This window comes from Pseudomonas sp. HP_14 (assembly GCF_055283875.1).
This window is the reverse complement of the sequence record NZ_JBTOQI010000006.1, coordinates 156,799-169,987: the sequence shown is the minus strand read 5'-3', so window position 1 is coordinate 169,987 and position 13,189 is coordinate 156,799. Positions and strand designations below refer to the sequence as shown.

General features: G+C 58.5%; 11 protein-coding genes. 7 read left to right on the top strand and 4 right to left on the bottom strand.

The features are described 5' to 3' along the window. Positions 1-157 precede the first annotated feature (157 nt). Positions 158-1,102, top strand: a complete 945-nt coding sequence (locus tag ACYASS_RS06735) for a lysophospholipase (protein WP_463585552.1) — start codon at positions 158-160, stop codon at positions 1,100-1,102. A gap of 57 nt (positions 1,103-1,159) precedes the next feature. After that, on the top strand, positions 1,160-1,630 hold the full coding sequence (locus tag ACYASS_RS06730) for a MaoC family dehydratase (protein ID WP_122665988.1): 471 nt from the start codon (positions 1,160-1,162) through the stop codon (positions 1,628-1,630). A gap of 540 nt (positions 1,631-2,170) precedes the next feature. Here the strand turns inward: ACYASS_RS06730 and ccoM are convergent. Both ccoM and ACYASS_RS06720 read right to left on the bottom strand, forming a co-directional pair. Continuing rightward, the gene (gene ccoM / locus ACYASS_RS06725) at positions 2,171-2,281 is read right to left on the bottom strand and encodes a cytochrome c oxidase subunit CcoM (RefSeq protein ID WP_025261439.1); all 111 of its coding nucleotides are present in this window, start codon (positions 2,279-2,281) and stop codon (positions 2,171-2,173) included. A gap of 298 nt (positions 2,282-2,579) precedes the next feature. After that, positions 2,580-2,741, bottom strand: coding sequence for a hypothetical protein (locus ACYASS_RS06720; protein ID WP_122666139.1), 162 nt, complete (start codon positions 2,739-2,741; stop codon positions 2,580-2,582). A 236-nt stretch (positions 2,742-2,977) separates the two neighbouring features. Here ACYASS_RS06720 and ACYASS_RS06715 point away from each other — a divergent pair, with 236 nt between their 5' ends. From ACYASS_RS06715 to ACYASS_RS06705, 3 genes are all read left to right on the top strand, one after another. Further along, on the top strand, positions 2,978-3,862 hold the full coding sequence (locus ACYASS_RS06715; RefSeq protein WP_463585551.1) for a LysR substrate-binding domain-containing protein: 885 nt from the start codon (positions 2,978-2,980) through the stop codon (positions 3,860-3,862). 87 nt (positions 3,863-3,949) lie between these two features. Continuing rightward, positions 3,950-4,420, top strand: a complete 471-nt coding sequence (locus tag ACYASS_RS06710) for a RidA family protein (protein WP_463585550.1) — start codon at positions 3,950-3,952, stop codon at positions 4,418-4,420. Beyond that, positions 4,417-5,631, top strand: coding sequence for an aminotransferase class V-fold PLP-dependent enzyme (locus tag ACYASS_RS06705; RefSeq protein WP_463585549.1), 1,215 nt, complete (start codon positions 4,417-4,419; stop codon positions 5,629-5,631). Before ACYASS_RS06710 ends, ACYASS_RS06705 begins: the two co-directional genes overlap by 4 nt. Here the strand turns inward: ACYASS_RS06705 and ACYASS_RS06700 are convergent. Next, positions 5,628-5,966 (bottom strand): aspartate-semialdehyde dehydrogenase, encoded by a 339-nt coding sequence (locus tag ACYASS_RS06700; protein ID WP_243245451.1) that lies wholly within the window; start codon positions 5,964-5,966, stop codon positions 5,628-5,630. The genes ACYASS_RS06705 and ACYASS_RS06700 overlap by 4 nt on opposite strands. A gap of 215 nt (positions 5,967-6,181) precedes the next feature. On the opposite strand from ACYASS_RS06700, the gene rapA reads away from it, so the two are divergent. Next, positions 6,182-9,028, top strand: a complete 2,847-nt coding sequence (rapA, locus tag ACYASS_RS06695; protein WP_463585548.1) for an RNA polymerase-associated protein RapA — start codon at positions 6,182-6,184, stop codon at positions 9,026-9,028. 198 nt (positions 9,029-9,226) lie between these two features. Here the strand turns inward: rapA and ACYASS_RS06690 are convergent, their stop codons facing one another. Further along, the gene (locus tag ACYASS_RS06690) at positions 9,227-10,594 is read right to left on the bottom strand and encodes a spinster family MFS transporter (protein ID WP_463585547.1); all 1,368 of its coding nucleotides are present in this window, start codon (positions 10,592-10,594) and stop codon (positions 9,227-9,229) included. 285 nt (positions 10,595-10,879) lie between these two features. Here ACYASS_RS06690 and ACYASS_RS06685 point away from each other — a divergent pair, with 285 nt between their 5' ends. Beyond that, positions 10,880-13,108, top strand: coding sequence for a bifunctional diguanylate cyclase/phosphodiesterase (locus tag ACYASS_RS06685; RefSeq protein WP_463585546.1), 2,229 nt, complete (start codon positions 10,880-10,882; stop codon positions 13,106-13,108). Positions 13,109-13,189: the final 81 nt, after the last annotated feature.

The following is a 13,189-nucleotide window of genomic DNA, read 5'->3' as shown; positions in this document are numbered from 1 at the left end:
CTTGCCGGACGTTAGCAGCTAAAACGTGGAAGGCAAATATAGAGACCTGCGACATCATTACCATGAATTACAGAGCTGGCCGGTTTGCGATTCGTCATTCACTCTACACTTCACTAACAGGACGTTTAACGCTGGCCATTCAGCTTCGGGAGTTGTCATGAAACATCAGCCGTTCTGGCTCGACGCCAGTGACCAAAGCCGTCTTTACGTCAATGTATGGTTGCCCGATGTCGAGCCTGAAGCGGTGGTCATGCTGTCCCACGGCATGGCTGAGCACAGTGGCCGATACGCCCGGCTTGGCATGGCACTGGGCGAAGCGGGGTTTGCGCTGTACGCCCACGACCAGCGCGGCCATGGCAAAACGGCTGATCAAGGCATGCTCGGACATTACGCCGATGAACAAGGATGGCCCAAAGTGGTGGGTGACCTGGCCAGCGTCGCTCAAGCCATCAGCCAACGGCATCCCGGCGTGCCGGTTTTTCTGGTGGGCCATAGCATGGGGAGCTACATCGCCCAGGGGTATTTGCAGCACCACGGTGCAGGCTTGCAGGGGGCGATTCTCAGCGGCTCCAACTTTCAGCCGGTCACGCTGTATCGCGGTGCGCGCCAGGTTGCCCGCCTGGAGCGCTTTCGCCAAGGTAAAACCGGTCGTAGCGCATTGATCGAGTGGCTGACGTTTGGCTCGTTCAATAACGCATTCAAACCAACACGCACGTGTTTTGACTGGCTCAGCCGCGACCCTGACGAGGTCGACAAGTACGTGCTAGATCCGCTATGCGGCTTCCGTTGCACCAATCAGTTATGGCTGGACATGCTCGGCGGCCTGCAGCAAATCAGCAAACCGTCGAACCTGGCGCAGATCGATCCGGGCTTGCCGTTGCTGGTCATTGGCGGCGAATGTGATCCGGTAAGCGAGGGCAAGCGTCTGAAAGATCTTGCCGACGCATTGGTCGCGGCAGGTCATCAAATGTTACAACTGAAGATCTACCCGCAAGCGCGGCATGAAGTGTTCAACGAAACCAACCGCGATGAAGTCACCCGTGATGTAATTGGCTGGCTGGAACAGGCACTGCAACAGCCACGACCGCGTCGGGCGGAGTAAAAGCGCCGGACCGTCATCGCTGCGTTTGACATCAATATTCAATTTTCAGGATCACTCATGACCCAGGTTACCAACACGCCGTACGAAGCCCTCGAAGTCGGCCAGACCGCCAGTTTCAGCAAGACCGTTGAAGAACGTGACATCCAGCTGTTCGCTGCCATGTCGGGCGACCACAATCCGGTTCACCTGGACGCCGAGTACGCTGCATCGACGATGTTCAAAGAGCGTATCGCCCACGGCATGTTCAGCGGCGCACTGATCAGCGCTGCCGTTGCCTGCGAACTGCCTGGGCCAGGCACTATTTATCTCGGTCAGCAGATGAGCTTTCAGAAGCCGGTCAAATTGGGTGACACGCTGACCGTACGCCTGGAAATTCTGGAAAAGCTGCCGAAATTCCGCGTACGCATCGCAACACGCGTATTCAACCAGCGCGATGAGCTGGTGGTGGACGGCGAAGCGGAAATCCTTGCGCCACGCAAACAGCAAACCGTGACATTGACGACGCTGCCAGCCATCAGCATCGGCTGAGATATCGAGCCCGGACAGGTTGGTAACCTGTGGGAGCCGGGCTAGCCCGCGATGCATGGGGCGCAGCCATAAGTCACACCGCGTAATCGTTCATCGCGAGCAAGCTCGGCTCCCACAAGTTCTTCACCATCCTGTGGGACCGAATTCATTCGGGAAGGCGGGATTTCAAGCGGTACACAGGCTGCGGATGTACAGCCCCCCCCTCGCGAATGAATTCGAGTGAAGCCATCGCGAGCAAGCTCACTCCTACAGGGGATCGCGTTTTCCTGTGGGAGCGGTGCTTGGTCTGGGCCGCATCCGGACGATAAACGCGACGCGGTCTGACGGGAAATCGCGGTGTTCTTATCGCGGGCAAGCCTCCCACATGAGATTGCACTCTTGCGTAGGACCGGCTAAAGCGGAGCGCCGCCCGGCCGGTCCTGCGGGATTGCAGGCCAACATAGAATCTCCCACAGGATCGCTTTTCAAGCGCCCAAAAAAATGGGCGACCGAAGTCGCCCAAAATGCCTTGCGTGCTCTTTTTATTGGAAGGCCTCTGCCCTATTTGCGTTTTTGCGAGTCCTTCCAGATGAATAGTCCGAAGCCTGCGAAGAACACCAGCATCAGGCCAACGGTTACGACACCGGCCACCACCACATTGTCGAGAAACATAACCGTGCCTCCTGCTCGTTGTGTTGTCCTTGTTCAATGGGGCTAGATTAACCAGAGTCAGGCAGACGGAAATTGACCCAAATCAATAGCACTGCCCGCTCATTGACTGAGCGCGCAGATAACTGATTTGGGTCAAAGGTATTGGGGTGGACAACCGCATCACTGTAGGCGCTGCCGAAGGCTGCGATCCGGTCAGTTGGTCGATGAATACATGGGCTGTCCTGACGCAATCGCGGGCAAGCATGCTCCTGCAGGGCCCGTCCGAACACTGTGCAGAAAACTCACCTGCACTCAGCGTCTAACGCTTCTTGGGCTTTTTCTTCGGCTTCTTTTTACCGGACTCAAGAGGCATTGCCTGCTCGAAGGCATTGCGCACTTCGTTGAGGCGCTTGTCATTGAGGTCATGTACCCGCTTGGCGCGCTCGGCGCCCAGGTCAATCAGGTTTTCGTCTCCGCTCATGGCCAGCAATTCTCGAACACAGGGTAGTTGGGCCAATAATGCTCAATCGCGACGAGCCTGACCAGTAGCGATCCACTGCGTCAGGCCACCGTGCGGGTTACGACAGTCGCTCAAGCAGGATTTTGGCGGCACAATCTACAACCTTGCTGTTTCTTCCAAAGGATCTGAACCCCGTGCAACCCACCACGACAGCATCCGCCTCGCCCCAAACCTCCCTGCATGGCGACCTCCCCCCGATGCTGACACTGCGCGCCTTCGAGGCGGTTGCTCGGCATCTGAGCTTCGTCAAGGCGGCCCGGGAGTTATCGGTCACGCAAAGCGCCTTGAGTCATCAGGTTCACAAACTGGAAGAGTTCCTCGAGTGCCGCCTGTTTATCCGCCGCACCCGCGCCATCGAGCTGACTGAAACCGGTCGTGCTTATCAGCTACAGGTTCGTCAGGCGCTGGAAAGCATCGCAGCAGCGACTCGCAGCATTCGTCACACCGCACCGGCACCCAGCGTTTTACGCATCGGCCTGCTCGCCTCTTTTGCAACGATGTGGCTGGCACCGCGCCTGTCGGGGTTTATTTCGGCCAACCCCGACATTCGCGTCGAACTGGTGCCTGCCTATGAACTGGCAGATGTGGCCGGTGGCGAGGTTGAACTCGCGATCCGTTATGGCAAGGGAGGCTGGCCCAATGTCAACGGCGTACGCTTGATGGACGAACGCCTGTTCCCGGTCTGCAGTGCGCAGTACAAGACTCGCTGGCTCGCAGCACAGCACGAACTCAAACAGCCTGGTCTGGCACCCGGCCCGCTGCTCACTGCGCAAGCGACCATTCCGTTCGAATGGCTGGACTGGGCGAAACAACTGCGCGTCGATATCAGCCAGCTGTCGAGCCTGATGCTCCACGACTACAACATTGTGGTGGAAGCAGCGGTCGCCGGTCAGGGCATCGCCATGGGCCGTGATCGCTTGATCAAGCGACGCTTGCAGGAAGGCTCGCTGGTCCACCTGCTACCCGATGCCGTTTACGAAGGGGAAATCGGCTACTGGCTGGTGACCGGCGACGCGCCTCTGAGCAACGTGGCCCAACGCTTCGTCGACTGGCTGGTCGCCGCAAGCCGTGAGGATGATTGAGCGATATCGATACGTGCGGTGAAATCTTTCAGTTTGTCGAAGCGAACGCCGGCTTTCATTGTGCCCTCACTTTATGGAGAGCACCCAATGACCAACAGCCTGCGTGAACAACTCAAAAAACTGGACCTGCAACTTCCGCCTGTGGACGGCCCTGCTGGCAACTATGTCAGCACAGTGATCAGCCAGAACCTGCTGTATGTGTCGGGGCAAATCCCCATGCTTCACGGTCAGCCCGCATTCGTCGGCCGGGTGGGTGACAGCCTGAGCGAAGAGCAGGGCATCGCCGCAGCAGCACTGGCAGCGTTGGGTTTGCTGGCCCAATTGGAGTCGGTGATTGGCGACGACCTGTCAAAACTGGTGCGGGTCGTAAGGCTGGGCGTATTTGTCGCCTGCCCCAGCGATTTCACCCGTCAGGGTGCAGTGGGCAACGGCGCGTCGAAACTGCTGGTCAACGTGCTCGGCGAAGCCGGTCGACACGTTCGCACGTCGGTCGGCGTTTCCAGCCTGCCCGCAGGTGCAGCCGTTGAAGCGGATGCGATCTTTGAGCTAAGACCATGACTCAGCCCTTGACCGAGGCACATATCGAGGCACTGCGTGCCGCAACACCAGGTTGCCAGCGGGTAATCCACTTCAATCATTCCGGCGCGTCACTGCCCAGCCAGGCGACCATAACGGCAATGATCGAGCAGGTGAACCGGGAAGCCATCCAAGGCCCGATGGAAGCCGCTGCACAGGGCGAGGTCCTGCTGGAAAATGCTCGCAACACCGCTGCCCGGTTGATCAACTGCACGCCCTCCTCCATTGCATTTCTGAGCAGCGGCTCTGCTGCATGGGGTATGGCCTTCAGCGCACTGGGAGCATGGAGGCGCGGCGACCGGATTCTGGTCGGGCGTCACGAATGGGGCGGCAACCTGGCGTGCATGGCCCAGGCCTTGGCCGCAGGGGCCAGCCTGGAAGTGATCCCGTGCGATGAGAACGGCGCGGTGTCGGTGCCTGCGCTGGAGGCCATGATCGATGAGCGTGTGCGGTTGATCTCACTGACCTGGCTCCCCGCCAACGGAGGACTGATCAATCCGGCTGCGGCCATCGGTGCAGCGGCAAAGCGGCACAACATTCCTTATTTCATCGATGCAGGCCAGGCCTTGGGACAGATCAGCGTTGACGTCCAGGCGCTGGGTTGCGATGTCCTCAAGGGCGCCTGCCGCAAGTTTCTGCGCGGCCCGCGGGGCACGGCGTTGCTGTACATCCGCGAGGGTTTTGTCGAAAGACTCCAGCCACCTTTCGTGGACGTCCTGTCTGCACCCAGACACGGTGAAAACTTTACCCCGCGCGACGATGCCCGACGCTTTGAAACCAGCGAAATGTCGATGGCGCTCATCGCTGGTTTGAATAACGCACTGAGTGAAGCCGAAGTATTGGGTGTAGCGCATGTCCGACAACGCATTCAGCAACAGGCGTCGTCATTGCGGCAGCGGATGACAGAAGTCGTAGGACTCAAGCTACAAGATTGTGGCGCAGCACCTGATCAGTCGGGCCTGGTTTCATTCACGCTGGAAGGCTGGGACGCCGTAGAGATTAAACAGCAGCTAGCCGCGCAGGGGATAAATATCGGCGCCAATGGCGTGGCTTACACACCGCTGGACATGCAGGCCAGAGGGCTGGATAACATTGCGCGAATTTCTGTCAGCTATCTAAACACTGACGTTGAGATAGAGACGTTACTCCTGGCATTGCGCGAAATGAGCCGTGCGCGGAAAAGCGCGCTTTAGACCTGCACGTCGACCCAAAGCCCCTGGCGCGGCTCATCGTCGATCAACGGCACGACAGGTACGGTGTTGTCAGCGTTCAGGGCAACGCCTGGAATGGCGAGGTGCTCAGGCTCATCGGCCCCTTCTTCACGGCGACGTTGTTGCTCCTCATGACGCGCCTGCTCTTCACGAAGCAGCCAGGCATTGCGCTCTTCTTCCTCGTTACGCAGGTCGATGTTGGTTTCGCTGGAACTTGGCTGCACCGGTGCGACGGGGGGAATATCGGGGACATTGCGGGCCGGATCCAGTTGCGAAGTCACAGGCACCACACTCAAGGGAAGCATCGGTTGCAACATTATCAGTTCTCCTTTTGAGTGGATGTCGGCCAAGTTTCTATCGACTTGACCCCGTAAATGAGAAACTTTCGACTATGTTTTTGGCAACTAGTGCCTTTAACAGGCTTAAATTTTCGCGGACGCGTTTAAATACAGGTGTTTTGTCACTGTTCCTTTGGCCTGGGCAGCGTGTTCCGTTAACATAGTCGGCTTTTTCAAGGCGGGAGACAGGCAGCATGGCGCAGCAGTATCAACCGGGGCAACGCTGGATTAGCGACAGCGAAGCCGAGCTGGGTTTAGGCACCGTTCTGGCACAGGACGGCCGCTTGTTGACCGTGCTCTATCCGGCCACTGGCGACACGCGTCAGTACGCACTGCGAAATGCACCTCTGACCCGTGTGCGCTTCTCGCCGGGCGATGTGATCACCCATTTCGAAAACTGGAAGATGACCGTTCGCGAAGTCGATGACGTTGATGGCCTGCTGGTCTATCACGGTCTCAACGCGCAGAACGAAGCCGTCACGCTGCCGGAAACCCAGTTGTCGAACTTCATTCAGTTCCGTCTGGCCACCGACCGCCTGTTCGCCGGGCAAATCGACCCGCTCGCCTGGTTCTCCCTGCGCTATCACACGCTGGAACATACCAGCCGCCAATTGCAGTCGTCCCTCTGGGGCCTGGGCGGTGTTCGTGCGCAGCCTATCGCGCACCAGTTGCACATTGCCCGTGAAGTCGCCGACCGTATCGCACCACGGGTTCTGCTGGCTGACGAAGTGGGTCTGGGTAAAACCATCGAGGCCGGCCTGGTTATCCACCGCCAACTGCTTTCGGGCCGCGCCAACCGCATCCTGATTCTGGTTCCGGAAAACCTTCAGCACCAGTGGCTGGTGGAAATGCGCCGCCGCTTCAACCTGCAGGTTGCGCTGTTCGACGCTGAGCGCTTCATTGAAAGCGATGCCAGCAACCCTTTCGAAGACACCCAACTGGCGCTGGTTGCGCTGGAGTGGCTGGTTGAAGACGAAAAGGCTCAGGACGCACTGTTTGCCGCGGGCTGGGACCTGCTGGTCGTCGACGAAGCTCACCACCTGGTCTGGCACGAAGACAAGGCCAGCCCTGAGTACTCGCTGGTCGAGCAACTAGCCGAAGTCATCCCGGGCGTACTGCTACTGACCGCAACCCCGGAACAACTCGGCCAGGACAGTCACTTCGCACGTTTGCGCCTGCTCGATCCAAACCGTTTCCATGACCTGCATGCCTTCCGTGCCGAAAGCGAAAACTATCGCCCCGTCGCTGAAGCGGTGCAGCAATTGCTCGACAAGGGTCGCTTGTCACCTGAAGCACACAACACCATTCACGGCTTCCTTGGCGCTGAAGGCGAAGCCCTGTTGACGGCTGTCAATGACGGCGATGAAGAAGCAAGCGCACGCCTGATTCGCGAATTGCTTGATCGCCACGGTACCGGTCGCGTCCTGTTCCGTAACACCCGTGCCGCCGTGCAAGGTTTCCCGGAGCGCAAGCTGCACCAGTATCCGCTGCCCTGCCCGGCCGAATACCTGGAACTGCCGCTTGGCGAGCACGCCGATCTGTACCCGGAAGTCAGCTTCCAGGCTCAGCCGGACGCCAACGAAGAAGAGCGCTGGTGGAAGTTCGACCCGCGTGTCGAGTGGTTGATCGACACGCTGAAAATGCTCAAGCGCGTCAAGGTGCTGGTGATCTGCGCCCATGCCGAAACCGCAATGGACCTGGAAGACGCGTTGCGCGTGCGCTCCGGCATTCCGGCCACTGTTTTCCATGAAGGCATGAACATCCTCGAACGCGACCGCGCCGCTGCGTATTTCGCTGACGAAGAGTTTGGCGCTCAAGTACTGATCTGTTCGGAAATCGGCAGTGAAGGCCGCAACTTCCAGTTCGCTCACCACCTGGTGCTGTTCGATCTGCCGTCCCACCCGGACCTGCTGGAACAGCGTATTGGTCGTCTGGACCGAATTGGCCAGAAACACACCATCGAACTGCACGTACCGTTCCTGGAAACCAGCCCGCAAGCGCGGCTGTTCCAGTGGTACCACGAAGCGCTGAACGCCTTCCTCAATACCTGCCCGACCGGCAACGCCCTGCAACACCAGTTCGGCCCGCGCCTGCTGCCGTTGCTGGAAAGCGGTGACGATGACGAGTGGCAAGTGCTGATCGACGAAGCGCGTACCGAGCGCGAGCGTCTCGAAAGTGAACTGCACACCGGCCGCGATCGCCTGCTGGAGCTCAACTCCGGCGGCGCTGGCGAAGGTGAAGCACTGGTAGAAGCGATCCTCGAGCAAGACGACCAGTTCACCCTGCCGATCTACATGGAAACGCTGTTCAATGCGTTCGGTATCGACAGTGAAGACCATTCGGAAAACGCTCTGATCCTGCGCCCCAGCGAGAAGATGCTCGACGCCAGCTTCCCGCTGGGCGACGACGAAGGCGTGACCATCACCTACGACCGCAACCAGGCGCTGTCTCGTGAAGACATGCAGTTCATCACCTGGGAACACCCGATGGTACAAGGCGGCATGGATCTGGTGCTGTCCGGCTCGATGGGCAACACTGCGGTGGCGCTGATCAAGAACAAAGCACTCAAGCCAGGCACTGTCTTGCTGGAACTGCTGTACGTGAGTGAAGTGGTTGCACCCCGCTCGCTGCAACTGGGTCGCTACCTGCCGCCTGCTGCGCTGCGCTGCCTGCTCGACAGCAACGGCAATGACCTGTCGGGCCGGGTTTCCTTCACGACCCTGAACGACCAGTTGGAAAGCGTGCCACGGGCCAGCGCCAACAAGTTCATCCAGGCTCAGCGTGACACCCTCAACCCGCAGATCAATGCCGGTGAAGCGAAGATCGCCCCGAAGCATGCCGAGCGCGTCGCCGAAGCGCAACGTCGTCTGGCGGCTGACACCGAAGAAGAACTGGCGCGTCTGACCGCCTTGCAGGCCGTCAACCCAACCGTACGCGACAGCGAACTGGTTGCGTTGCGCGAACAGCGTGAGCAAGGGCTGGCCATGCTCGATAAAGCGGCATTGCGCCTTGAAGCGATTCGAGTGTTGGTGGCTGGTTAATGGCCTGGCAATAAATCACTGCGACCCCAATCGCGAGAAAGTTCGGCTCCCACGATCATCACCGGATCTGTGGGAGCCGAGCTTGCTCGCGATAAACGATAACGCGGTATATCTGCCTACTGCGCTGGCCTTATCGCGGGCAAGCACGGCTCCCACAGAAGATCGCATACTCTGTTGGAGCGAAGCTTGATCTGAGCGCTATGCCCCTTCTAAAGCTACCGCAACCACCGGCTCATCAGCCACCATCCCTGCCTTCATCCGCGCCGCGTCCCGACTGAAACACCGCGAAGCCAGATACAGAAACACCAGCGTCATGAACAGCGCCACCGGGATCAGGTACATCGCGTCATGCAGCCCTACCGCCTTGTAGACCTCGCTCATCTGTTCAGCCCCCGCAGCCGCCATGGCCGAATGGGCAAAGTGATCTGATAGCAAGCCGACTACCACCGGCCCCAGCCCGCCGCCCAACAGATAAAGACCCGCGAAGAACAACGCCATCGCCGTAGCGCGCAAGCGAGGCTCGACCACGTCCTGAATCGCGGTATAAACGCAGGTATAGAAGTTGTAAGCAAACAGCCAACCCAGACTGAACACAGCGACAAATACACCGATCTCAATGCGCCCCGCGTGCAAGGCATACCCTGTCGCCACGGTTGCAATCAACATGCTGCCAGCAGCGAACAACAACCGGCCGTTGGCAAAACGCTGATGTAACTTGTCGGCCACCCAGCCGCCCAGCGTCAGCCCGATCAATCCCGTTACACCGACAATAATGCCGGTCGCCACCGCAGCTTCCTGTAAGGGCAACAGGAAATAGCGTTGCAGCATCGGCACCATGAACGAGTTACAGGCATAAGTAGCGAAGTTAAACGTCAGCCCGGCCAGCACCAGCCAACCAAACGTCGGGATCGAAAGTACGCGACGGATAGGCTTTTCGATCTTTTCCTCGGACATCCGCACACTTTCTGCCGCGCCCCGCTTGGGTTCACGAATGAAGAACATGAATAACGCCAGCACCAACCCCGGCACAGCGGCGATGAAAAACGGCGCACGCCAACTGTCGAAAGCCTTGACCATCGCGCCGATGGTAAAGAATGCCAGCAACAACCCAAGCGGCAGCCCCAGCATGAAAATCCCCATGGCCCGCGCACGCCGGTGAGCAGGAAACAGGTCGCCGATCAGTGAATTGGCTGCGGGCGCATAGCTGGCCTCGCCAATGCCCACCCCCATGCGCACCAATAGAAATGTCCAGAAGCTGCCTGCCAGACCATTAACGGCCGTCAGCCCACTCCACACGGCCAGCCCCCAACCCATGATTTTCTTACGCGAGCCGTTATCGGCCATACGCCCCAATGGCAGACCTGCAATGGCATAGACCAGCGTGAACGCGGTACCGATGATGCCCAGCTGGAAGTCACTCAAATGCCATTCCATGCGAATGGGCTCAATGATGATTGCCGGAATCGTGCGGTCGAAAAAATTGAACAGATTGGCCAGGAACAGCAAAAACAGAACGCGCCAGGCGTTGGACGCCTGTGGGGACAACGGCTGCGGGGTGCCTTGCATAATGAAGCTCCCTTTTTATTTTTATACGAAGCGTAGCGGGCAGAGGAAAACGCTACTTAATCTAGGTCGCCTTTCATTAACTGTCTGTAAACATTCGCAAAGGGAATGGTCCTGCATGGCCATAGCCATCTATGGTTATAACTATTCGCTATTTAGGTAATTCCAAATTGATTGGACCCCTCAACCCTTTGCTATTGGCACGCTTGTATCAACTCCTATACTGACAGCGACTCGCCACCACTCGTGGACTCTGGCGACCCTGGCATTGAATATATGGGGCCCGCTATGGAATGGCTTGGTTTGTATCTGATGTCCGGGCAATCCCACGACGGGATGTTGCTGCTGGACTGTACCCACAACCTGTTTCTCATGGCGCTGTCGTTCGGCGTCATTTCAGCGGCATGCCTGGCGACGCTGGATATCGGCGAACGCATCATCCATTCAGAAAATCACCAAAGTCGGCAACGCTGGCAAGTGCTCGGTGCCCTGTGCCTCGCGGGTGGAGCATGGGCTATGCACTTCATTGGCATGCTCGCCTTTGAAACGCCGATGAAGGTCAGCTACGACCTGCCCACTACGATCGCTTCTCTATTTATCGCAGCTATTGCAGGCGCATTCGCGATCAAAGCCATCAGCCAGGAAGTACTCGGCCCGGGGCAATGGCTGCTAAGCGCAATCGGCATCGGTCTCGGCGTGGTCGTCATGCACTACGTGGGCATGTCGGCATTACGCTCGTCCGCCATTCAGTACTACCAGCCCGGCCCGTTCGGGCTCTCAATACTGATGTCCGTTCTCTGTGGTGCCGTATTCCTGTTGATGCCCGGCTATTTGCGGCAAGGCAGTGGCACGTTCCACCAGATGCTCAAGTACGGCGCCAGCATGCTGCTGGGTGCAGGCTTGCTGGGCACCCACATGATTGGCATGTGGTCGCTGAATCTGGTGATTCCGGAAAATGTCCCACTCGAGTCGGCGGCACCGGAAAACGCGATGCAGCTCGGGCTGACCATCGCGATCATTGCCCTGCTGATCATCGCAGGTAGCCTGAGCGCCTCGATGGCCGACAAGAAACTGCAAAGCAAAGAGCACGACTTGCGCCGCGTGAATGCCCTGCTCAGCCAGCTGGATCAGGCGCGGATGTCCTTGCAACAAGTTGCGCATTACGACCCGTTGACCAACCTGCTCAACCGGCGCGGTTTCAATCAGACCTTCGCCGAGAAACTGAGCGAGCACGGCGCAAACGGCGGCATGCTCGCGGTAATGTTCCTCGACATCGACCACTTCAAGCGCATCAATGACAGCCTGGGCCATGACGCTGGGGATGACCTGCTCAAAGCGATTGCCGAGCGGATTCGCAGCGCGACCCGAGGCGACGACGTGGTGTCCCGGTTCGGCGGCGATGAATTCTGCATTCTCATCGGCCTGCACAACTATGAAGAAGCCGAGCAACTGGCTGGGCGTGTCATGCAGAAGATGAAAGAACCCATCGCTCTGGCCGGCCGGCACATGGTCATGACCACCAGTATCGGGATCAGCATCTTCCCGCAAGATGGCCAGACCTGCGATGAACTGCTCAAGCACGCTGACCTGGCGCTCTATCAATCAAAAGGCAACGGCCGCAACCGGCTGCACTTTTTCAGCCCCAACCTCAAGACCAAGGCCAGCCTGGAGCTGCAACTGGAAGAGGAACTGCGCAACGCGCTGCTGGAAGAAAACGGCCTGCAGGTTTATTACCAGCCAATCGTTGACCTGAGTACCGGGCACGTGGCCAAGCTCGAAGCTCTGGTGCGCTGGCAGCACCCGCAACATGGTTTATTGACGCCGGATCGCTTTATTGAAATAGCGGAAACCAACGGCTTGATTGCCGACCTTGATAACTGGGTATTGCGCCGCGCCTGCCAGGATCTGGGTCGTCTGAGTGGCAATGGCCTGGAGGACTTGATCATCGCGGTCAACTGCTCGGCGCTGAACCTGACTCGCGATAACCTGATCGACGACATTCAGCGCGCCTTGAGACAGTCCAACGTTCCCGCCCGGCGGCTGGAGCTGGAAGTCACCGAAAATGCCCTGATGGGTAATATCAGCAACACCATCGGCCTGCTCAAACAGATCCGCTGCCTGGGGGTTTCGCTTTCCATCGACGACTTCGGCACCGGCTACTCATCTCTGGCCTACCTCAAACGCCTGCCTCTGGACACGGTCAAAATTGATCGTTCCTTCATCGTCGACATTCCCGGATCCGCTCAGGACATGGAGATCGTCCAGGCGATCATCGTCATGGCCCATACCTTGCGGCTGAAAGTCGTCACAGAGGGTGTTGAAACCGCACAACAGAAGGAGTTTCTCAGCAAGTACAACTCCGACTACATTCAGGGCTATCTGATCAGCAGGCCGCAACCACTGGATCAACTGTTGCCGCTGGTGCAGAAGCTCAACCAGCGTAAAACAGCCAGCGTCGCCAAGGCCATCGCGCACGCCCCCGCCACGGAAAAATGGAGCCATGGACCGGTAGGCTGAAACCGGCGCACCGGGACGCGACAGCAAAACAGGGCCGCGGTTCAACCGCCCCACTGAAAACTATTAAAGATTTGCGCGACC